The sequence below is a fragment of the Pseudomonas sp. MDT1-85 genome (genome assembly GCF_054898065.1).
The window spans coordinates 4383466-4408658 of record NZ_CM142715.1 but is presented as its reverse complement, the minus strand read 5'-3'; the positions used below and the strand labels follow the sequence as shown (position 1 = coordinate 4408658).

3 protein-coding genes are annotated in these 25193 nt (G+C 62.9%); all 3 read left to right on the top strand.

The window, feature by feature from the left end:
• The first annotated feature begins 226 nt into the window (after positions 1 to 226).
• The 3 genes from ACYZT2_RS19835 to ACYZT2_RS19825 all read left to right on the top strand — a co-directional run bounded on the left by ACYZT2_RS19835 (position 227) and on the right by ACYZT2_RS19825 (position 25143).
• Positions 227 to 3646 (top strand): amino acid adenylation domain-containing protein, encoded by a 3420-nt coding sequence (locus ACYZT2_RS19835; protein ID WP_461966642.1) that lies wholly within the window; start codon positions 227 to 229, stop codon positions 3644 to 3646.
• Positions 3643 to 11472 (top strand): amino acid adenylation domain-containing protein, encoded by a 7830-nt coding sequence (locus ACYZT2_RS19830; protein WP_461966640.1) that lies wholly within the window; start codon positions 3643 to 3645, stop codon positions 11470 to 11472. The genes ACYZT2_RS19835 and ACYZT2_RS19830 overlap by 4 nt, the downstream gene beginning before the upstream one ends.
• Before the next feature lie 108 nt (positions 11473 to 11580).
• Entirely contained in the window at positions 11581 to 25143 is a 13563-nt protein-coding gene (locus ACYZT2_RS19825; RefSeq protein WP_461973186.1) for a non-ribosomal peptide synthase/polyketide synthase, read from the top strand.
• Positions 25144 to 25193: the final 50 nt, after the last annotated feature.

Genomic DNA, 25193 nt, shown 5'->3' with positions numbered 1-25193 from the left:
GGAGCGAGCCTGCTCGCGATAGCGGCGCATCAGTCAACATTGAGGCTGAATGTACCACCGTCATCGCGAGCAGGCTCGCTCCCACATTAGTTACGCACCTTAACCGACCGGCATTAACCGTTGGGCCCACGTTTGTCGGTACCGCTAAATCATCGCGTCAGCCATTCGTTCTTGTTGATACGACCGGGCCTCCTGGTCACGCCGCCGATCAGCAAGGACCCAATGCATGAATGCCGCAGACGCACAGAAACTCGCCCGCCGCTTTATCGAACTGCCGCAGGACAAGCGCCGCTTGTTTCTGGCCGGCATGGCCCGCGAAGGCATCGATTTTGCGCAGCTTCCCATGACCTCCTGCGTCGGGGTCGACGAGCGTGACGGCCTGTCCTATGCCCAGCAGCGGATGTGGTTTCTCTGGCAGCTGGATCCGCAGAGCGCGGCCTATAATCTGCCGATGGCGGTGCGCCTGAACGGTGCGCTGCAAACCGATGCGCTTGAGCGCGCGTTCAGTCTGTTGGTGGCGCGTCATGAGTGCCTGCGCACCACCTTCGGCCAGAAGGGCGAGCGTGCGTTCCAGCGGGTGGCCGAACCCCGTGACCTGACACTGGCGATCAACGACCTGAGTGCCTTGCCTGAAGAGCGGCGCTGGCCGCAGGCGCAACAGCACATGATGGCTGAAGCCACTCAGGCGTTCGACTTGCAACAGGGGCCACTGCTGAGCCTTCGCCTGTTGCGTCTGGCCGAACAGGAACACGTGCTGCTGCTGACGCTGCATCACATCATTGCCGATGGTTGGTCGATGAACATTCTGATCGACGAGTTCATGCGCACCTACGACGGGTTGGTGGCGGGGCGGCAACCGACCTTGCCGGAATTGACCGTGCACTACCGCGACTACGCCCTGTGGCAGCGCAGTTGGCTGGAAGCCGGAGAGCGCGAGCGTCAGCTCGATTACTGGCGCACGCAGTTGGGCGAAGAGCATCCGATCCTCGAATTGCCCACCGACCGTGGCTATCCGGCCCAGTCCAGCCACCAGGGCGCGCGCCTGGAAAAAGTCATCAATGGAGCCTTGCGCCAAGAGCTGAAAACCCTCGCCCAGCGCCAAGGCGTGACGCTGTTCGTGGTGTTGCTGGCTGCCTTCAAAACCTTGCTGCACCGCTACAGCGGCCAGACCGACATCCGCGTCGGCGGCTTGATCGCCAACCGCACTCGCAGTGAAACCGAAGGCTTGATCGGCTTCTTCGTCAATACCCAGATCCTGCGCAGCGAGGTCACCCCGCAGACCCGTTTCAGCGACCTGCTGCAGAGCCTGCGACAAGCGGCGCTTGGCGCCCAGGCCCATCAGGAGCTGCCGTTCGACGCGTTGATCGAAGCCCTGCAACCGGTTCGCAGCCAAAGCCACAATCCGTTGTTTCAGGTGATGTTCAATCACCAGCCATTGGTGACCGATTTGCAGGACGTGCGGCTCGATTGCGGTTTGCAGGTCGACTATCTGAGTGAACAGCAACTGGCCGGCAGCGGGCGTCAGCATGCGGCCACCAGCGACCTGATGCTCGACACCCGAGAGGAGGGCGAGCAACTGTTCGCGGCGTTCACCTACGCCACCGACCTGTTCGACGCACAAACCATCGCCGCGTTGGCCGAGCATTGGCACAACGTGCTGGTGTCGGTCTGCCGTGATCCGCAACAACCGCTGGGCGAGGTGGCGATGCTCGGCGCGGATGAGCGCGAGCGCTTGATTCAACCCGTCGCCATTCCGGCGCCGCTGCCCGGCATGCCGCAGCTATTCGAGGCTCAGGCCGCACGCACTCCCGACACCAGCGCCGTGATCCTCGCTGGCGATCAGTCGCCCTCACTCAGCTATGCCGAATTGAATGTTCGCAGCAATCGTCTGGCCCATCAGTTACGCGCCAAAGGTGTCGGTCCCGATGTGCTAGTCGGTGTGGCGTTGGGTCGCTCGCTGGAACTGGCCGTGGCGTTGCTGGCCGTACTCAAGGCCGGCGGCGCCTATGTGCCGCTGGACCCGCACACCCCGGCCGAACGCTTGCGCCATGTGCTCGATGACAGCGGGCTGAAACTGTTGCTGACCGAGAGCCCGCTGCTGAGCAGCCTGCCGACGCTCGATGGCATCGATTGCCTTTGCCTGGATCGACTTCCGGACGGCGACGCGGCGAGCCAGGACAACCTGCAAGTGACGGTAGATCCGCAGAACCTCGCGTACGTGATTTACACCTCCGGCTCCACCGGCCGGCCGAAGGGCGTGGCTGTCAGCCACGGCGCGTTGAGCGAATTCATCGCGCGGGCGATCGACTACAGCGATTTGCGCGAAGGCGATCGCGTGCTGCAATTCGCCACCAGCAGTTTTGACGGTTTCGTCGAGCAATTCTTCCCGCCGCTGTGCCATGGCGCCTGCGTCGTCCTGCGCGATGCGGGCCTGTGGGACAGTGCGACCTTGCATCAGGTGATCGTAGGACAGGGCATTACCCTGGCGGATTTGCCGGCCGCTTACTGGTATTCGGTGGTGCAGGATTATGCGGCCAACCCGCCTGCCCACTTCGGTGCCTTGCGCCAGATTCATGTGGGCGGCGAGGCGATGGCGGTGGACGGGCTGCGCTTGTGGCAACGCGCCGGATTGGGTCATGTGCGTTTGCTCAACACCTACGGCCCGACCGAGGCGACGGTGGTTTCGACCCTCCACGATTGCAGCGCATTGACCGCCGAGGCGGTGTCGTGGCGCGGCATACCGATCGGTCACGGCCTGGAGCAACGCCGGCTGTACGTGCTCGACGATGATTTGAACCTGCTGCCGCAAGGGGCGGTGGGCGAGTTGTACATCGGCGGACCGGGCCTGGCCCGTGGTTATCACCGGCAGCCGACGCTCAGTGCCCAGCGGTTTATTGCCGATCCGTTCGCGGTCGGCGAACGCCTGTACCGCACCGGCGACCGTGCCCGGCTGCGGGGCGACGGCGCGGTGGAGTACATCGGTCGCGTCGATCACCAAGTGAAAATTCGCGGGTTCCGCATTGAGTTGGGAGAAATCGAATCGCGGTTGCAGCAATGCCCGGGGATTCGTGAGGCGGTGGTGCTGGCCTTGTCTCTGACCTTGCCCTTGAACAATGGCGCGCAACTGGTGGCGTATCTGGTCGTCGATCAGAGCGTGCTCGACAGCGCGGCGGAGCAGGCGATTCTGCGCCAGCAAATCCGCGCCTCGCTGCAGAAGAACCTGCCGGACTACATGGTGCCCGGCCACTTGCTGCTGTTGCCGCGTCTGCCCCTGACCCCCAGCGGCAAACTCGACCGTAAAGCCTTGCCGATCCCCGATCCGAGCCAATTGCAGAGCAACTATCGCGCCCCGCAAACCGCCACCGAACAGGCGCTGGCGCAGATCTGGATCGAGGTGCTGCAGGTGCCTGGGGTCGGTGTCGATGACCATTTCTTTGAGTTGGGCGGGCATTCGTTGCTGGCCGCACAAGTGATTGCGCGGATCAAAAGCCAGTTGGGCGTGGTGCTGCCATTGCGCAGTCTGTTCGAGACACCGCTGCTGGGCGATCTGGCGCGGGAGTTGGCTGCGCTGGCAGACGGTGCAAGCGATAACGACTGGTCCGACATGGATCAGTTCATGAGTTCTTTGGAGGGAGTAGAAGCATGAGCGGCACTATGGCGGAGCGTATCGCTAAAAGGTTCGTCGGTTTGCCGCTGGAGCAACGTCGACTGTTTCTCGTCAAGTTGCGCGAGGAGGGCAAGGACTTCAGCCTGCTGCCGCTGCCGGTCAGTCGTCACGACTGCGCGGTGATCCCGCTCTCGTTTGCCCAGCAGCGCTTGCTGTTTCTCTGGCAGCTCGACCCGCAGAGCGCCGCGTACAACATGGCTGCCGGCCTGCGCTTGCACGGGCAGCTGAACGAGGCAGCGTTGCTGCGTTCCTTCGATCATCTGGTGGCGCGCCATGAAGTGCTGCGCACGGTGTTCCAGACCGACAATGACCAGCCGAGCCAGATCATCCTCAACCAGCAGAGCGTTCCACTGCAACGCGTCGATCTGTCGAACGTCGCCGTGCAAGAACGTGAAACCGAGCTGGCGCGGCGGGTTCAGGAAGCGGCCGCGCAACCGTTCGATTTGCTCCATGGGCCATTGCTGCGGGCCAGTCTGTTCCGTCTGGCGGACGATGAATATGTGCTGATCGTGAGCATGCACCACATCGTCTCCGATGGCTGGTCGATGGACGTCATGGTCAAGGAATTCGTGCAGTGCTATCAGGCCTTCAGCCTGGAGCGCGAACCGCAATTGCCGGCGTTGCCGTTGCAGTACGCCGACTACGCGATCTGGCAGCGCCGCTGGCTAGAGGCTGGCGAGGGTGAGCGGCAACTCGATTACTGGCGTCAGCAGTTGGGCGAAGAGCATCCGTTGTTGGACGTGGCGGCGGATTTCCCCCGGCCGCCGACCCAGAGTTTCGAGGGCCAGACCTTGAGCTTTGATTTCGGTGCGGACCTGTCCCGGCAGTTGAACGGGTTTGCCCGGGCTCAGGGCATCAGCTTGTTCATGCTGGTGCTGGCGGGGTTTTCGTTGTTCCTGTCACGTCTTGGCGGCGAGCGCGATATCCGCGTCGGCGTGCCTAACGCCAACCGTGGGCGCTCCGAGGTCGAAGGGCTGATCGGCTTCTTCGTCAACACTCAAGTGTTGCGTTGCCTGGTCGATGAGCGCGGCAGCTTCGACGATTTGCTGGCCCGGGTCCGGGAAGCGTCGTTCGGTGCCCAGGCCCATCAGGAGCTGCCCTTCGAGCAACTGGTGGATGAACTGGTGCCCGAGCGAACCCTGGGGCATAACCCTTTGTTCCAGGCCAAGTTCAACCAGAACGTCGGCATGCAGACCCAGCGATCGATGAACCTGCCGGGCCTGAACGTCACCGAGTATCCGCTGGACAAAGAGGGCACGCACTTCGATCTGGCGCTGGACATCACCGATGACGGCACGCTGATCCACGGGCAAATGACTTACGCCAGTGACCTGTACCAGCACTCGACCATCGAGGGGTTTATCCCGACGCTGCTCGGCTTGTTCCGCGAATTGCTCAGCGCCCCGCAGACGCCGCTGCACCGTCTTGCAACCACATCTGTGCAACCGGCGCTGACGCCACGGCAGCCGGCGGAGTCGGTGTTGCAGCAATGGGATCGTCAGGTTACCGCACAGCCTGAGGCGCTGGCCGCACGCTGCCTTGAGCGGACCTTGAGTTTCCATACGCTGGATCAGGACGCCAATCGCCTGGCCCACTACCTGCGAGCGCAAGGCGTGCAAAACGGGCAGCCAGTGGCGGTGCTGATGGAACGCTCACTGGAATGGCTGACCTGTGTGTTAGGGGTGATCAAGGCCGGGGCGGTGTACATGCCGCTCGACGTCAAGGCGCCGGCCGCGCGATTGCAGCAGATGCTCGCAGGCGCGCAGGCGAAGGTCCTGCTGTGTGCCGCAGGCGATGCGCGGGAAAGCACTCTGGTGGTCGCCGGTTGCCAGGGGATGGGCTTCGCCCCCGAACGCTGGCAAGACCAGCCGACGACGAAGCCTTCGCTGACCGTGTCGGCGGATGCGGCGGCCTATGTGATTCACACCTCCGGTTCCACCGGCCAACCCAAAGGCGTGCTGGTGAGCCACGGCGCCCTGGCCAGTTACGTGCGCGGTGCGCTGGAACGTCTGGCGCTGGAGCCGGCGGCAAGCATGGCGCTGGTCTCGACCATTGCCGCGGACCTGGGGTTTACCGTGCTGTTCGGCGCCTTGTGCTCCGGTCGCTTGTTGCATGTATTGCCGGAGGAATTGGGCTTCGACCCGGACCGGTTTGCCGATTACATGGCTGAGCACCAAGTGGGCGTGTTGAAGATCGTGCCGGGGCATTTGGCGGCGCTGATGCAGGCGTCCCGGGCCGCCGATGTGTTGCCGCAACACGCACTGATCGTGGGCGGCGAGGCCTGCTCGCCAGCATTGCTGGAACAGGTGCGTCGACTCAAGCCGGGCTGCCGGTTCATCAACCACTATGGCCCGAGTGAAACCACGGTCGGCGTGCTGACCCATGAGCTCAAGGATCTCGACTCGGGTGCCCGCAGCGTGCCGGTCGGCCGTCCGTTGCCGGGTGCGCATGTGTACGTGCTGGACGATGTGTTCAACGCGGTCGCCGATCAGGTGGCGGGCGAGCTGTACATCGGCGGCGACAGTGTGGCGTTGGGTTATCTGGGACAGCCGGGGCTGACCGCCGAACGCTTCCTGCCGGCTCCGTTTGGCGCCGTCGGCACGCGGGTGTACCGCAGCGGTGACCGGGTGCGGCGCAATCGTCAGGGGGCGCTGGAATTCATCGGTCGTGCCGACGACCAGGTCAAAGTGCGCGGCTATCGGGTGGAGCCGGCGGAAGTCGCCCGGGTATTGCTGGGCCTGAGCGGTGTGAGCGAAGCCGCGGTGCTGGCCTTGCCGCTGGATGGCGATGAAACGCGCCTGCAACTGGTGGCGTACTGCGTGGCCGCGCCTGACCTGCCGTTGAATGTCGACGCCTTGCGTCAGCAGTTACAGGCCTGTCTGCCGGAGTACATGGTGCCGGCGCAGATTGTTGTTCTGGAGCGCCTGCCGCTGACCGCCAACGGCAAACTGGACAAGCGTGCCTTGCCGACGCCGGGGCTGGTCACGCAGCAATTTGTTGCCCCGGTGGGCGAGATCGAACAGAAGCTCGCCGCCATCTGGGCCGATGTCCTGAAGCTTGAACAGGTGGGCAGTACCGACAACTTCTTCGAGCTGGGCGGCGATTCGATTCTCAGCTTGCAAATCATCGCCCGGGCCAAACGCCAAGGCATCAAGCTGAGCCCAAAACAACTGTTCGAGAAGCAGACCATCGGCCAGTTGGCGGCAGTCGCCAAACTGATCGAGAGCAAACCGCCGGCCAGCGTCGCGCAAAAGATCAGCGGCGAGTTGCCGTTGTTGCCGATCCTGGCTCGGTTCTTCCAGACTGACATCCCCCAGCGTCACCACTGGAACCAGTCGGTGATGCTGCAGCCGCAATCCCCCCTCGACGCGTCCCACCTAAGCAACGCATTGGCCGCCCTGATCGAGCAGCACGACGCGCTGAACCTGAGTTTCCAGGCGTCGGGCGAGACTTGGCAGGCGACATTTCAGGCGCAGTGCCACACAGACCTGTTGTGGGTGCGGGCACTGGACGACCTTGCCGATTTGCCCGCGCTGGCCACCGAGGCGCAGCGCAGTCTCGATCTGCAACAGGGACGGCTGGTGCGCGCGGTGCTGGTGAACCTGCCTGACGCTACACAACGTTTGCTGCTGGTGATCCATCATCTGGTGGTGGATGGCGTGTCCTGGCGGGTGCTATTGGAAGATTTGCAGCAAGCCTATACCGCGTCAGCGGCAGGCAAGACGATTGTCCTGCCGGGCAAAAGCAGTTCGCTCCAGACCTGGGCGCAACACCTGCACCGTTACGGGCAGAGCGATATTTTGAAGACCGAGCGCAACTACTGGCAGCGCACGCTGGAGGGTGATAACAGCGACTTGCCGAGGGATTTCCACGAGACCGTCCAGACCCGCCGCCAAGCCGCTCGGGCCACCTCGCGCCTGAACAAAACACTGACCCATGCACTGCTCAAAGTGGCACCGGCCGCCTATCGCACCCAGATCAACGATCTGCTGCTGACGGCCCTGGCGCGGGTGCTGTGTGACTGGAGCGAACAGGATTCGGTGCTGATCCAGCTCGAAGGCCACGGTCGCGAAGACCTGTTCGACGATCTGGATTTGAGTCGCACCGTGGGTTGGTTCAGCAGCCTGTTTCCAGTGCGACTGACCCCACAGGCAGAGCCGGGCATTTCGCTATGCGCGATCAAGGAACAACTGCGAGCCGTGCCGGGCAAAGGCATTGGCTACGGCGTGCTGCGCTACCTCGCAGGCTTCGAACCGCTACGTGAATTGCCGCCGCCGCGCATCACATTCAACTACCTCGGCCAGTTCGACGGCGCATTCAGTGGCGCTGATGGCGCGCTGTTCGTGCCGGCTGCCGAAAGCACCGGTGAGCATCAGAATGAAGATGCGCCCTTGGGCAATTGGCTAAGTGTCGACGGCCAGGTCTACGGCGGTGAGCTGGAATTGAGCTGGACGTTCGGCCAGGGCATGTACCGCCCGCAAACCATTCAGGCGCTGGCCGATGCTTATTGCCTTGAGCTGGAACGACTGATCGAGCATTGCAGTGCCGGTGAGCATGCCGGGTTCACGCCGTCGGACTTCAATCTGGTGCGCCTGACGCAAGCGCAACTGTCGGCGCTACCGGTACCTGCGCGGGAGATCAGCGATCTCTATCCGCTGTCACCGATGCAGCAGGGCATCCTGTTCCACAGCCTCAACGAGCCGGACGGCCCGGCCTACACCAATCAATTGCGGGTTGATGTGCGGCAGCTGGACGCCGAGCGTTTCCGTCAGGCCTGGCAGCAGACGCTGGAGGCTCATGAGATTCTGCGCACGGTATTCGTCTGGCCCGAGGACGCCGACGCGGCGTTGCAGATTGTCAGGCAGACGGTGCAGATGCCCATGACCGTGCAGGACGGGCGTGGTCATGATGACCTTCACGCAGCACTCGATCAATTGGCCCAGGAGGATCTAACCGCCGGTTTCGAACTGGACCAGGCTCCGCTGTTACGAGTCTTGCTGGTGCAAACCGGAGAAGCGCAGCATCACTTGATCTATACCAGTCATCACATATTGATGGATGGCTGGAGCACCTCGCAGTTGTTCGGCGAGGTGTTGCAACGCTATGCCGGCATGACACCGGCGGCGACCCCGGGACGCTATCGCGATTACATAGAGTGGCTGGGCCAGCGCGATGTTCAGGCCAGTCGCGAGTTCTGGACGTCGGCATTGGTTGACCTTCAGGTGCCGACCCGCCTGGCCAGCGCCATGCCGGCCAGCCAGACGTTGGTCGGCGGTTATGCCGATTACCAGCATGTGTTCAGCGAACAACAGACCAAGGACCTGAGCCGCTTCGCCCGCGAGCAGAAGGTCACCCTCAATAGCCTGATGCAAGCCGCGTGGCTGGTGCTGTTGCAGCGCTATACCGGCCAGGACACCGTGGCTTTCGGCGCCACTGTGGCCGGTCGCCCGACGGACTTGCCCGGCGTCGAGCAGCAGATCGGCCTGTTCATCAATACCTTGCCGGTGGTGGCTTCGCCGTCCGCCGAGATCCCGGTCGGGCAGTGGATTCAGCAGGTGCAGAACCTCAACCTGGCCCTGCGCGAACATGAGCACACGCCGCTATACGATATTCAGCGCTGGGCGGGGCAGGGCGCGGGCGCGCTGTTCGACAGTATTCTGGTGTTCGAGAACTACCCGATGGCCGAAGCGCTGGCCCAAGACTCTGCCACCGGGCTCGAGTTTTCCACCCTCTCGCGTCAGGAGCAGACCAATTATCCGCTGACGCTGGTGGCGGTCACCGGTCGTGAGTTGACCTTGGGCTTGAGCTTCGATCAGGCCTGTTTCGATCACGCCACCATCGCCAACCTGAGCACCCAGCTCGAAGGCTTGATGATGCAATTCATGGCGGACGCTTCGCAGCCTTTGGGCGCGTTGCAACTGCTGGACGGCGCACCGCGTCAAGCGGCTGTCGACTGGGGCAAGGCTGCGGTCACGGCGCTGGATTCGCGCAGCGTGGTCGAACGGATTGACGCGCAGGTACAGCGTCAGCCGCAAGCAGCGGCGGTGCTGTTTGCTGAGCAGACCCTCGATTACCGCACCCTCGACGCCCGGGCCAATCGACTGGCGCACAAGCTGCAAGCGCTGGGCGTCGGGCCGGAAGTGCGGGTTGGCGTGTGCATGCGCCGCACACCGGACATGCTGGTCGGGCTGCTCGCGATCCTCAAGGCCGGCGGTGCCTACGTGCCGCTGGACCCGGAGTATCCGCAAGAGCGCTTGCTGCACATGCTCGAGGACAGTTGCGCGGCAGTGCTGCTGACCGAAGCGGCGTTGCAGGCGATGTTGCCCGAAGCGTTGCCGTCTCAAGTGCTGTTGGTCGAAGAGGGCGCCGAATGGCTCGCCGGGTATCCGTCCACGGCACCGGTCAGCCGCATCGTTGCGCAGAACCTGGCCTACGTCATTTACACCTCCGGCTCCACCGGCAAGCCCAAAGGCGTGGCGATCACCCACGCTAACCTCGCGGCGCTGATCCAGTGGTCGCAGGGTGTTTACCGCGATGAGCAGCTGCGTGGCGTGCTGGCCTCGACTTCGATTTGCTTCGACCTGTCGGTGTGGGAGATTTTTGTCACGTTGGCCAGCGGCGGTTGCATGGTGCTGGCGGATAACGCCCTGGCGCTGTCCGAGTTGCCGGCCCGTGAGCGTGTGACGCTGATCAATACCGTGCCGTCGGCGATTGCCGCGCTGCAACGGGCCGGGCAGATTCCGGCGTCGGTCACCACCATCAATCTGGCCGGCGAGCCGCTCAAGCAGACGCTGGTCGATACGCTGTACGCCAGCACGTCGGTCAAGCAGGTTTATGACCTGTACGGGCCGTCGGAAGACACCACCTATTCGACCTTTACCCTGCGCACCGCCAACGGCCGGGCGAACATCGGGCGGCCGCTGGACAACACCGTGGCCTACCTGCTCGACAGCCAGTTGCAGGTGTTGCCGACAGGGCTGGCGGCCGAGTTGTACCTGGCCGGTTCCGGTGTGACCCGAGGTTATCTGCTGCGTCCCGGCCTGACCGCTGAACGCTTCGTGCCGGACCCGTTCGCCACCCATGGTGAGCGGTTGTATCGCACCGGCGATCTGGTGCGCCAGGGGCCTGACGACACGATTGAGTACATCGGTCGTGCCGACCATCAGGTGAAGATTCGCGGCTTCCGCATCGAACTGAGCGAGATCGAAGCCCGATTGCTGGAACAGCCCGAGGTGCGCGAAGCCGTGGTGCTGGCGCAGGAGGGCGCGGCGGGCAAACATCTGCATGCCTACGTCGTAGCGAGCCAGCTGGGCAATTTATCGTTGGTGGAAACCCTGCGCGCGGCGTTGGCCAGTCGTTTACCGGCGCACATGGTGCCGAGCCATCTGCATGTGATCGACACGCTGCCGCTGACCCCCAATGGCAAGCTCGACCGCAAGGCCCTGATGGCGCTGGGCGGCAATCCGACGCTGCAGCGTTACGAAGCGCCGCGCACCGATCTGCAATGGGAAGTGGCGACCGTCTGGCAGGAGGTGCTGGAAGTCGAGCGCGTGGGCCTGACGGACAACTTCTTCCAGTTGGGCGGGCATTCGTTGCTGGCGACGTTGGTGGTGACCCGGATCAAGGAGCGCCTGGGTGACAAGGTGCCGCTCAAGGAACTGTTCGAAGCCGACACCCTGCAAGCGTTCTGCACCCGCATCGAAGCGTTGCGCGTCGAATTATCGCCGGTTCAGGACGAATTGGCTAAATCCCTGGAGGCCCTCAAACGTCTATCCCTCGATGATCTGGAAAAACTGATTTCTTGAGGGGAACAACGCGTGCAAGAGTTAATCGAGTCGGTAGGACAACTTTCGGCTAAGCAAAGAAAGGCTCTGGCGGTTCTGCTCAAGCAGAAAGGCGTCAACCTTTTTGACATTGCCCCGGTTTTCAAGCGCACGGCTGAAGAACCGTTGTTGTTGTCTTACGCTCAACAGCGCCAGTGGTTTCTCTGGCAATGGGCGCCGCACAGCGCGGCTTACAACATTCCGACGGCCCTGCGCTTGCAGGGCCCGCTGGATGTGGCCGCGTTGCAGCGCAGCGTCCAGGCGCTGATCGAACGTCACGAAACCTTGCGCACTGTGTTCACTCAAGACGCCGGGCAACCCTTGCAAACGATCCTGCCAGCAGGATCGTTTACCCTGGATTCTCACGAGCTGAGCCCTGAACTGGCGGTAAAACCGCAGGCGTCGATCCAGGCCTTCGTCCAGACCCAGAGCCAGCAAGCTTTCGATTTGCAGACCGGCCCGCTGTTGCGCGCGGCCCTGCTGCAAGTCACCCCGCATGATCACGTGCTGGTGCTGACCCTGCACCACATCGTGTCGGACGGTTGGTCGTTGCAGGTGATGATCGAGGAACTGGTGCAGTTGTATGCCGGTTTCAACCTCGGGCATGACGCCGGGCTGCCGGCCTTGCCGATTCAATACGCCGACTACGCCCTGTGGCAGCGGCAGTGGATGGAGGCCGGCGAACAGGAACGTCAACTGGCCTACTGGCAACACAAGCTCGGCGGCGAGCAACCGGTGCTGGAGCTGCCCACTGACCGCGCGCGTCCGGTGGAACAGAGCTTTACCGGGGCCAGCCATAACCTGATTCTGGACCCGGCGCTGAGCGACAGTCTCAAGGCTTTTGCCCGACGGGAAAACGTCACGCTGTTTGTGCTGTTGCTCGCCTCGTTCCAGGCCTTGTTGCACCGCTACAGCGGCCAGGCCGACATCCGCGTCGGTGTGCCGGTGGCCAACCGCGGACGCGTGGAAATCGAGCGTCTGATCGGCTTCTTCGTCAACACTCAGGTGCTCAAGGCGGACGTCGACGGGCAAGCCAGCTTCGTCGATCTGCTGCGCCAGGTTCGGCAAACCGCCCAGGAAGCCCAGGCACATCAGGACCTGCCGTTCGAACAGCTGGTGGAAGCCCTGGAGCCAGGCCGCAGCCTGAGTCACAGCCCGTTGTTCCAGGTAATGTTCAATCACCAGGCCGAGAGCCGGATCAGTGTCGAGACGCGGTTGAATGGCTTGAGCATCGAACCGCTGGAATGGCAAAGCGCAACCGCGCAGTTCGATCTGGTACTGAACACCACCGAACAGGCCCATGGCATTGAAGCGGTGCTCAAATACGCCACCGATTTGTTCGAGCCTGCGACCATCGAGCGTCTGGCGCAGCACTGGCGCAACCTGCTGCGGGCGATCGTTCAGGACCCGACCCAGCGCATTGCCCAACTGCCGGTGCTTGATGACGCGCAGCAACAACAACTCCTCGCGCACTGGAACCCGAGCCCGGTGGCGCACCCGGTCAGCCAGTGCATTCATCAGTTGATCGAGGCTCAGGCCGAGCGTCATGCGGATGCGCCAGCGGTGGTGTACGCCGGGCAACGGCTGACGTATGCCGAACTCAATCACCGGGCCAACCAATGGGCGCATCAGCTGATCGCCCGTGGCGTCGGCCCCGATGTGCGGGTTGGCGTGGCGGTTGAGCGTTCGCTGGACATGATCGTCGCCATTGTCGCCGTGCTGAAGGCCGGTGGCGCTTATGTGCCGCTGGACCCGAGCTACCCCGACGACCGTTTGCGCTACATGATCGAGGACAGCGGGATCGAGCTGTTGCTGACCCAGGGCCACCTGTTGGCGCAGCTGCCAATTCCATCGGGGCTGGCCTGTCTGGACCTGAATCAACCGCTACAGGAAAGCAGCACGACCAACCCTCCTTGCCGCACCACCGCGGACAACCTCGCGTATGTGATTTACACCTCTGGTTCCACTGGCAAGCCCAAAGGCGCGTTGCTGCCCCATGGCAATGTCATTCGCCTGTTCAGTGCCACCGATCACTGGTTCGGTTTCGGCCCCGAGGACAGCTGGACCCTGTTCCATTCGTACGCGTTCGATTTCTCGGTCTGGGAAATCTTCGGCGCGCTGCTCCACGGCGGCAAACTGGTGGTGGTGCCCCACGACGTCACCCGCTCGCCGGAAGAGTTCTACACCTTGCTCTGTGATGAACAAGTCACCGTTCTGAACCAGACGCCGTCGGCGTTCAAACCGCTGATGCAGGTGGCCAGCGCCTCGTCGCGCAACCATTCGTTGCGTTACGTGGTGTTTGGCGGCGAAGCGCTGGAAGTGCAGAGCCTGCGTCCCTGGTTCGAGCGTTTCGGCGACCGCGCGCCGACCCTGATCAACATGTACGGCATCACCGAAACCACCGTGCATGTGACCTACCGTCCGCTGTCCATGGCGGACTTGCAGCAGACCCACAGCAGCCCGATCGGCCAGCCGATTGTCGACCTGTCGTGGTACTTGCTCGATGACGCGCTGAACCTGGTGCCCCAAGGGTGCATCGGCGAGTTGTACATCGCCGGGGCCGGGCTTGCGCGGGGGTACCTGAACCAGCCGGGCATGAGCGCCACCCGTTTCGTCCCGGATCCGTTCAACCCTGTGGCCGGCGAACGCTTGTACCGCACCGGCGACCTGGCGCGGCTGCGCGGCGACGGTGTGATCGAGTACATCGGCCGTATCGACCATCAGGTGAAGATTCGCGGTTTCCGTATCGAGCTGGGGGAAATCGAAACCCAATTGCTCAACCATGACGCGGTGCGTGAAGCCGTGGTGCTGGCGGTCGAAGGGCTCAGTGGTCAGCAACTGGCCGCGTGGATCGTACCGCGCGAGCCACTGGACGCTGATGCCCATGCCGGCTTGCGCGATTCGATCAAGGCGCAATTGCGTGAAACCCTGCCGGACTACATGGTGCCGGTCAGCTGGGTGTTCCTCGACCGCCTGCCGCTGACGGCCAATGGCAAACTCGATCGCAAGCAACTGCCCAACCCCGATGTGAGCCTGGTGCAAGAGGCTTACGCGGCACCGCGCAGCGAACTCGAACAGCGTTTGGCCGAGATCTGGCAGGACGTGTTGAAAGTCGAGCGAGTGGGGCTCAACGACAACTTCTTCGAACTGGGCGGCGATTCGATCATCTCGATTCAGGTCGTCAGCCGGGCGCGTCAGGCGGGCATCCGCTTTTCGCCCAAGGACATCTTCCAGCACCAGACCGTACAACGCCTGGCCACCGTCGCACAGCAGAGCGATGCGGTGCAGGCGATGCAAGGTGATGTGCTTGGCGCTGCCGTGCTGACCCCGATTCAACAGTACTTTTTCGCCACCGAGATTCCTCAGCGTCAGCACTGGAACCAGTCGATCCTGCTAACCCCGGCCGAGCCACTGCAAGCGGCTGCGCTGGAGCAGGCCCTGGAACACCTGCACCGGCATCACGATGCCTTGCGTCTGCGCTATCGCCAAACCGCCGGTGACTGGGCGCAGGAGCATGCCGCCGTCGATCAGCCGAATGCACTGCTGCGCACCGTTTCTTTGCCAGACAGCGAGGCCTTGCCGGCGCTGTGCCTGGAGTTGCAACGCAGCCTGAACCTGAGCGACGGCCCGTTGATCCGTGCTGTATTGGTGGATTTGCCCGACGCCAGCCAGCGACTGCTGTTGGTGATCCATCATTTGGTGGTCGATGGTGTGTCGTGGCGGATTCTGCTGGAAGACCTGCAAACCGCTTATCAGCAACTGAGCACCGGCACGCCAGTGCGCCTGCCGGCCAAGACCACGGCGTTCAAGGATTGGGGCGAACGCCTGCAAGGTTATGCGCGCAGCGCCGGGCTGGAAACCGAGCTGGATTACTGGCGCGGGCAACTGGCTGAAGCGCAGGCGGACTTGCCGCTGGACAACCCTGATGGACAACTGCAGAACCGTTTCGAGCGCAGCGTCGATACGCGTCTGGATGCCGAGCGCACTCGGCAATTGCTGCAACAGGCACCGGCGGTGTATCGCACTCAGGTCAACGATTTGCTGTTGACCGCGCTGGCCCGAGTGCTGTGTGAGTGGACCGCCTCCGACAGCGCTTTGGTGCAGCTCGAAGGGCATGGCCGCGAAGACCTGTTCGACGACCTCGACCTGAGCCGTACCGTGGGCTGGTTCACCAGCATGTTCCCGGTGCGCCTCACTCCGCAGGCCAGCCTCGAAGCGTCCATCAAGGGCATCAAGGAACAACTGCGCTCGATCCCGAACAAAGGCATCGGCTTTGGCTTGCTGCGGTATCTGGGCAGCGACGCTGCGCAGGCAGCCCTGAGCGGCTTGTCCCAACCCAAGGTGACCTTCAACTACCTGGGGCAGTTCGATAACAACTTCGACGAAGGCGCCCTGTGGGTGCCGGCCACCGAAGACAAGGGCGCCGGGCAGGATGAACAGGCGCCGATGAGCAACTGGCTGACCATCGACGGTCGTGTCTACCAAGGGCAATTGAGCCTGACCTGGACCTACAGCGGTGACGTGTTCGAAGAGGCGACCATCAACGCCCTGGCCCGCGCTTATGAAGTTGCGCTGGGCGAGTTGATCGACCATTGCCTGAGCCATCCGAGCGGCGGCCTGACCCCTTCCGACGTGCCATTGGCCGGGTTGTCCCAAACGCATCTGGACAGTTTGCCGATTGCGGCGCAGCGGATCGAGGACATTTACCCGCTGGCGCCGATGCAGCAGGGGATTCTGTTCCACAGCCTGTACGACGCCGATGCCAGCGCTTACGTCTATCAAATGCTGCTGGATATCGACGGTCTGGATGTGCCGCGTTTCCAGCAAGCGTGGCAGCGGGTAGTGGATCGTCATGAAGTGCTGCGCGCCGGTTTCATCTGGGGCCGCGACGGCCTCGATACACCGCTGCAAGTGATCTATCGCCAGCTGACCCTGGAAATGCCGGAAGTGGATGTACGCGCCGAGCCGGACTTGCAAGCCGTGCTTGAGGCTCGTGCCTTGGCCGATCGCGAACGCGGTTTTGATTTGCAGAATCCGCCGTTGCTGCGCCTGTGCCTGCTGCGCACCGCCGATGACCGTCATCGCCTGATCTTCACCTGCCACCACATTCTCATGGACGGCTGGAGCAACTCACGGATGTTTGGCGAAGTGCTGCAGGATTACGCCGGGCATCCGGTGCCGAGTGCGCAGGGCCGTTATCGCGACTTCCTGGCCTGGCTGCAACGCCAGGACAAGGGCGCGGCGCAAGCCTTCTGGCGCGGGCAATTGGCCGAACTGGACGAACCGACGCGGTTGGCCTCGGCCTGCCACGGGCAAACCGTGCCCGGCCCCGGCAAAGGCGTGCATAAGCTGACCTTTGACGCAGCCTTCACCCAGCGCCTCAACGGTTTCTCGCGTCAGCAACAGGTGACGCTCAACAGTTTGGTGCAAGCCGCGTGGCTGCTGGTGTTGCAGCGCTACACCGGGCAGAGCAGCGTCGCGTTTGGCGCGACGGTGTCCGGTCGCCCGGTGGACCTGCCGGGTATCGAGCAACAGTTGGGCCTGTTCATCAATACCCTGCCGGTGATCGCCAGCCCGCAAGCGACCTGCAGTGTCAGCGACTGGGTGCGCAGCGTGCAGGATAAAAACCTGCTGCTGCGCGATTACGAACAGACGCCGTTGCAAGACATTCAACGCCTGGCCGCGCTCAACGGCGAAGCGTTGTTCGACACCTTGCTGGTGTTCGAAAACTACCCGGTGTCCGACACCCTGGAGGCCAATCCGGGCGGCTTGCGTTTCAGCGGTCTCGAACACCGTGAGCAAACCAACTACGGCCTGACGCTGATCGCCGGTGCCGGCGAAGTACTGAGCCTGGACTTCAACTACCTCACCGAGCACTTCGCCGAGCGCAGCATTGTCGGCCTGGCCGCTCACCTGGAAGAAGTGCTGCGCCAATTCCTCGACGCACCGCAACGCTCGCTGGGCGAGATCGGCTTGTTACCGGCGACCGAGCTGCGCACTCTGGCGGAATGGAATGACCATCACGCCGCGTACCCGGCCCAAGCCTTGATCCATCAAGGCTTTGAAGCCCAGGTCGAAGCGCGGCCACAGGCAATCGCCTTGCGCCATGCCGGTGCCGAGCTGACGTATGCCGAACTCAATCGCCGCGCCAACCAATTGGCCCGTCATCTGCAAACGCTGGGTGTCGGCGCGGAAATCCGCGTGGGCGTGGCGATGCCCCGTTCCGCCGAGTTGGTGATTGCCCTGATGGCGGTGCTCAAGGCCGGTGGCACTTACGTGCCGCTGGACCCGGACTACCCGGCGGATCGCGTGGCCTACATGCTCGACGACAGTCAGGCGCGGGTGTTGCTGACCCAGCCGCACTTGCTGTCGCAGTTGCCCGAGACCCAAGCTCAAGTGGTGTGGGTCGAGGCGGGCGGTCAGGCCTTCGCCGACGTCGCGCCGCACAACCTTGAGGGCGGGATTGATTCTGCCAACCTGGCTTATGTGATTTATACCTCCGGTTCCACTGGTAAACCGAAAGGCGTGGCGATTGCTCATTGCAACGTGCAGGCGTTGATTTACTGGTCGCACGAGGTGTACAGCAAGGAGGAGCTGCAAGGCGTGCTGGCCTCGACTTCGGTGTGCTTCGACCTGTCGGTGTGGGAGATTTTCGTCACCCTGGCCCGCGGCGGTTCGATCATCATGGCGCGCAACGCCCTGGAATTGCCGGACCTGCCGGAGCGCGATCAGGTGCGCCTGATCAACACCGTGCCGTCGGCCATCGCGGCGTTGCAGCGCGCCGGGCAGATCCCTTCAGGTGTGCGCATCATCAATCTTGCGGGTGAACCGCTCAAACAAGGTCTGGTGGACACGCTGTACCGCGAGACTTCGGTCGAGCACGTTTACGATTTGTACGGGCCGTCGGAAGACACCACCTATTCGACCTGCACCCGCCGCGAAGCCGGCGGCCAGGCGAACATCGGCCGGCCGCTGGTGAACACCACCGCGCACTTGCTCGATGACCAGTTGCAGGCCGCGCCGATTGGCGTTGCGGCCGAGTTGTACCTGGCCGGCGACGGTATTACCCGTGGCTATCTGTTCCGCCCGGGCCTGACCGCCGAGCGCTTTGTGCCCAACCCGCTGGCCAGCAATGGTGAGCGGATGTACCGCACCGGCGACCTCACCCGTTTGCGTGAAGACGGTGTGATCGAATACGTCGGCCGCATCGACCATCAGGTCAAGGTGCGCGGGTTCCGTATCGAACTGGGTGAAATCGAAGCGCGCCTGCTGGCCCACGACAGCGTGCGCGAAGGTGTGGTGCTGGCGGTGGAAGGCCATATCGGTCAGCAACTGGTGGCTTATGTGGTGCCGGCGCAGTCAGACCTGAGCCCGCAACAGCAGGACGATCTGAACGAAGCGCTCAAGGCCGGACTCAAGGCGCATCTGCCGGATTACATGGTGCCGGCGCAATGGTTGTTCATCGAACAGTTGCCGCTGACCCCCAACGGCAAACTCGACCGCAAGGCCTTGCCGACCCCGGACGCCAACCAGCTGCAGCGCGATTACGTGGCACCGCGCACCGCGCTGGAACAGCAGATTGCCGGGATCTGGCAGGACATTCTGAAACTCGAGCGGGTCGGCCTGACCGACAACTTCTTCACCCTGGGCGGCGACTCGATCATCTCCATTCAGGTGGTGAGCCGGGCGCGTCAGCAGGGAATCAGCTTCACGCCCAAGGATCTGTTCCAGCAGCAGACCGTCCAGGGGCTGGCCACTGTCGCGCAGCTCGGCAAAGCCCTGGCGCCAACCGATCAAGGCCCGGTGACAGGTGAGACGCCGTTGCTGCCGATTCAGCAATGGTTCTTCGAACAACCCTTGCCGCAGCGTCATCACTGGAATCAGTCGGTGCTGCTCAAACCGTTGAACCCTCTGGTGGCCGCGCCGCTAGAGCAGGCCTTGCACGCGCTGATCGATCATCACGACGGCCTGCGCCTGGGCTTTACACAAACCCCAGGCAGCTGGTCTGCGAGCTATCGGACCGTGGAACAACAGCGCCAGTCACCGTTGTGGCTGGAATCGGTCAGTGATGCCGCCCACCTGGAACGTGTCGCCGAACAAGCCCAACGCAGCCTGGATCTGCAACAAGGCCCGTTGTTGCGCGCGGTGTTGTTCGATTTGCCTGAGGGCGAACAGCGCTTGTTGTTGATCGTTCATCACCTGGTGGTCGATGGTGTGTCGTGGCGGATCCTGCTGGAGGATTTGCAGGGCAGCTACCGCCAGTTACTGGCCGGCGAACCGTTGGCATTGGCGGCCAAGACCACGTCCTTCAAGCATTGGGCGGAGCAATTGCAGCGTCACGCCCGCAGTGAATCGCTGCTTGGACAACTGCCTTACTGGCAGGCGCAGCGCTCGGACGGCGCGCCGCTGCCGCAAGATAACCCCCAGGGCAGCCTGCAGAGCCGCCATGCCTTGACGCTTTACAGTCGCCTGAACCCGACCCTGACCCGACGACTGCTGCAACAGACCCCGGCGGCTTACCGCACACAGGTCAACGACCTGTTGCTGACGGCGCTGGCACGGGTGATCGCCCGTTGGAGCGAACAGTCGTCGGTGCTGATTCAGCTTGAAGGCCATGGTCGTGAAGATGTGTTCGACGGCCTCGATCTGACCCGCACAGTAGGCTGGTTCACCAGCCTGTTCCCGGTCAAATTGACCCCGACCCAGGCGCTGGCCGGCTCGATCAAGCAAATCAAGGAGCAACTGCGCGCGATTCCGGATCGTGGCATTGGTTACGGTGTGCTGCGTTATCTGGGTGACGAGGCTTGCCAGGCGTCGCTGCGGACCCTGCCGACACCGCGTATCACCTTCAACTACCTGGGCCAGTTCGATGGCAGCTTCGATAGCCAGAGCGGTGCCTTGTTTGTGCCGGCCGATGAGGTCAAGGGCGCAGAGCACAGTCACGATGCGCTGCTGGGTAACTGGCTGACGCTCAATGGCCAAGTGTACGGTGGCGAGTTGAGTGTCGGCTGGTCTTTCAGCACGCACATGTTCAATGCCTCGACCATCGAACGCCTGGCCGAGGAGTACGCCCGGGAACTGGAGCTGCTGATCGAGCATTGCTGCCAGCCGGACAGCCACGGCGTCACGCCGTCGGACTTCCCGTTGGCGCATCTGGATCAGGCCCGACTGGACGCCTTGCCGGTAGCCCCGTCCCGGATCGAAGACATTTATCCGCTGTCGCCGATGCAAGAGGGCATGCTGTTCCACACCTTGTCGGACAATGGTTCGAGCCTGTACGTCAATCAGATCAGTTTGCCGGTGGGCGGTCTGGATGTTGAGCGTTTCCGCAAGGCCTGGGAGGCGGTCATCGAGCGTCAGGCCATCCTGCGCACCAGCTTCCATTGGCACGATGGCTTGGCCAAACCGCTGCAAATTGTCCAGCGTCAGGCGACGCTCGATTTGCAGGTGCTCGACTGGCGCGATCGCGACGCCAGCGAGGCGGACATCGCCGCGCGGGCGGCTGAGGACCGCGCGCGAGGCTTCGAGCTGACCCATGCGCCACTGCAGCGAGTGTTGTTGATTCGCAGCACCGAAGATCAGTATCAAATGGTCTGGACCAGTCACCACATCCTGATGGACGGCTGGAGCAGCTCGCGGCTGTTTGGTGAGGTGATCCAGCACTACGCCAAGGGTGAAATCAGCGCTGAGAACGGCCGCTACCGCGACTTCATTGCCTGGTTGCAAGCCCAGGACCAGGACGCCCGGGAGCTGTTCTGGAAAGCCCGGCTGGCCCCGGTCAACGAGGCGACGGCGTTGAGCCAGGCCATCCATCCACGGCATGTGTCCGATGAACCCGGCCATGATGCCATCTACTCCCATTGGGACGCGCAACAGACCGGTCGTCTGCTGCAGTTCTGCCGCGATCTGCGGATTACGCCGAACACGTTGATCCAGGGCGCATGGTTGCTGCTGTTGCAGCGCTACACCGGGAAAAACACCGTGACCTTTGGTGCCACGGTGTCCGGGCGTCCCGAGAGTTTGCCCAATGTCGGCAACATGCTGGGTCTGTTCATCAACACCTTGCCGATCATTCAGACGCTGGAACCGGATCAGCCTCTGGCCGACTGGCTGAACCGGATCCAGGCTTACAACCTGGATATCCGCGACCATTCCCAGGCACCGTTGGCGGACGTGCAACGCTGGTCCGGCCTGGGCGGGCAGGCGCTGTTCGACAGCATCATCGTGTTCGAGAACTACCCGATCGACGACCGCCTGCAAGAGGACAACGATACCGGCCTGAGCTTCGGCAAATCCATCGGCCATGACGTGACGAACGTGCCGATGGACTTGGCGGTGACGCTCGGCGACGAACTGTCGATTGAATACCTGTACCTGCGCAGCCACTTCAGTGCCGAGGCGGTGGAAGGAATTCGCCTGACCCTGGAAAACACCCTTGAGGCAATGATGCGCGCGCCTGACGAACGCTTGGGGAACCTGCAGCGCCTTTCGCTCGAGCAATGGCAAGCGATGCAGACCTGGAGCGCCGAACCGCCAGCGGATCATCAGCCACAGCTGTTGCCGGAGCTGATCAGCCGACACGCACTGACTCAGCCTGAGGCCATTGCGGTGCAATGTGCCGGGCTGAGCCTGAGCTACGGCGAGCTGGAACGCCGGGCCAATCGTCTGGCCCACTGCTTGATCGAGCATGGCGCGGGGCCGGAAGTGGTGATCGGCGTGGCGTTGCCGCGTTCGCTGGAAATGGTCGTCAGCTTCCTCGCCGTGCTCAAAAGCGGCGCGGCGTATGTGCCGCTGGACATCGATTATCCGCCGGAGCGTCTGGCGTACATGATCGAAGATTCCGGCATGGCGCTGCTGCTGACCCAGAGCAGCCTGCGAACGACGTTACCAGCGCCCGAGGGCCTGTTGCGCCTTGAATTGGATCACCTCGACGAATCCCGCTATGGCGATGAGGCGCCGGTGCGTCGCGTGCTGGAGCAAGGGCTGGCTTATCTGGTTTACACCTCGGGTTCCACCGGGCGACCAAAAGGCGTGGCGGTTACCCAGGGACCCCTGAGCATGCACTGTCAGGCCATCGCCAAACTGTATGAAATGGACACCCGCAGCTGCGAGCTGCACTTCATGTCGTTCGCCTTCGACGGTGCTCATGAGCGCTGGTTGAGTACGCTGTACAGCGGCGGCCGGCTGGTGGTGCGCGACGGTTGCCTGTGGACGCCGGAGCAGACCTACCAGGCGCTGCACGAGTACGGCGTGACCATCGCCTGCTTCCCGCCGGCCTACCTCAAGCAATTGGCCGAGTACGCCGCGGCCAGCGGCATCGCGCCGCCACCGGTGCGCATCTATTGCTTCGGCGGCGATGCGGTGCCGGACCAGACCTTTGAACAGGTCAAGGCGGCGCTGCGTCCCGAGTACTTCACCAACGGCTACGGCCCGACAGAAACCGTGGTCACCCCGATGCTGTGGAAAGTGCCGGTGAGCCAGCAGTGTGAAGCGGCTTATGCGCCGATCGGCCGGGCGGTGGGCGCGCGTTCGCTGTATGTGCTGGATGAAGAACTGAATCCGCTGCCGCCCGGTTTTGCCGGCGAGTTGTACATCGGTGGCTACGGGGTTGCCCGTGGTTATCACGGTCGGCCAGACTTGACCTGCGAACGCTTTGTGCCCAATCCGTTTGCCAGTGGCGAGCGGTTGTACCGGTCCGGCGACCTGGTGCGCTTGCGCCAGGACGGCGTGGTCGATTACGTCGGTCGCATCGACCATCAGGTCAAAGTGCGCGGGTTCCGCATCGAGCTCGGTGAAGTCGAGGCCAGCCTGCGGCAACTGGCGCAGGTCAGCGACGCCTTGGTGATCGCCCGGGACAACGCTTCCGGCAAGCAACTGATCGGTTACGTCGTCACCGATGCTGGGCAGGAGCTGGGCGATGAACTCAAGGCCGGTCTGCGCAGCACCTTGCCTGAATACATGGTGCCGGCGCAGATCGTTTGCCTCAGTGCCTTCCCGATCACCCCCAACGGCAAGCTCGACCGCAAGGCATTGCCCGAGCCGGAGTTCAAAAGCGAGGAATACGTTGCCCCGCGCAATCAGCAGGAACAGTTGCTGGCGCAGATCTGGTCGCAGGTGTTGCAGGTGGAGCAGGTCGGTATCAGCGACAACTTCTTCGAACTGGGCGGCGACTCGATCCTGAGCCTGCAAGTGATTTCCCGGGTCAGGAACCACCCGACCCTGCAGATGGAACTCAAGCTGCGCGATTTGATGCGCTACCAGACCATCGCCGGCATCGTCGAACAGGACGTGGTGAAGGCGGGCACCGTGCAACCGTCGGTGGACCTCACCCATGTGGCCAGTGAAGGGTTGTTCAATCTGCTGCCGATTCAGGAGTGGTTCTTTGCCGAAGGCATGGCCGAGTCTCATCACTACAACCAGTCGTTTTTGCTGAGTGCGCGTCAGACGCTGGATCTGGATGCTTTGGAACAGGCACTGGGCTGGATCGAAAACCACCACGACACCTTGCGCCTGCGCTTCTGTCAGGAAGGCGGGCGCTGGTTGCAGCGCTATGCCGCAGCGACCGAGCGCCGCGAGCCGGTGCTGTGGCGCCGTGAAGTCGAGAGCAGTGAGCAGGTCGAAGCCTTGGCCAACCTGACTCAGCGCAGCCTCAAACTCGACGCCGGACCGGCCTGGCGTGTGGTGCACATCGCCTTGCCGGACGGCCAGGCGCGGCTGTTGATGGTCATCCACCATCTGGTGGTCGACACCGTGTCATGGCGGATTTTGCTCGATGACTTGAAGGTGGCCTACGAGGCTTGCGTGATGGGTATCGAACCGCAACTGCCGATCCGCACCAGCAGCTATCGCGCATTTGCCGAAGCCCTGCAGGCGCAGGCGCCGGTGATTGCCGAGCAGGAATTGGGTTACTGGCTGGGGCAACTGGATCAGCCGAGCGTCTACCTGCCGTGCGACAACCGTCGCGGCAAGAATCAGGTGCGTCACCAGGCTCAGGCGCGGCTCAAGTTGTCCCGCGAGCACACCGAGCAGTTGCTCAAGCAGGCGCCGGCGGTCTATCGCACGCAGATCAACGATTTGCTGTTGTCGGCCCTGAGCCGGGCGTTGTGTCGTTGGAGCGAACAGCCGTCGGCGCTGATTTTGCTGGAAGGGCACGGCCGCGAAGACCTGTTCGAGAGCATCGACCTGAGTCGCAGCCTGGGCTGGTTCACCAGCATGTTCCCGGTCCGGCTCACCCCCGACAGCGCGGACATCGGTGCGTCGATCATCAACGTGCAGGCGCAGTTGGCGGCCATCCCGCAGAAGGGCATCGGCTACGGCGTATTGCGTCATCTGGCCGGCCCGCAACTGGCCCGCCAATTGGCCGACCTGCCGCAGGCACGGGTGACGTTCAACTATCTGGGGCAGTTCGACCAGAGCTTCGACGAGCAAGCGTTGCTGGTGCCGGCGCTGGAAGAAACCGGCGACAACTACAGTCTGCAGGCCAATCTGGGCAACTGGCTGGAGGTTGTCGGCCAGGTGTACGACGGTCAGTTGGCGCTGCGTTGCATCTACAGCACCCAGCGTTATCGGGCCAGCACCATGGAGTCGTTCATGCAGGATTATCAGCGCGAGCTTGAGGCGTTGATCGAGCATTGCATGGCGCGGGTGGGCTGAGAGCCGGGTTTTTAATCATTGCTGGAGGGGCGTTGCTCAGGTGCGCCCCT

What these genes read in the sequence shown, in the direction of transcription:
- ACYZT2_RS19835 (WP_461966642.1), top strand. Translation starts at nt 227, where the DNA reads ATGAATGCCGCAGACGCACAGAAACTCGCCCGCCGCTTTATCGAACTG.
- ACYZT2_RS19830 (WP_461966640.1), top strand. Translation starts at nt 3,643, where the DNA reads ATGAGCGGCACTATGGCGGAGCGTATCGCTAAAAGGTTCGTCGGTTTG.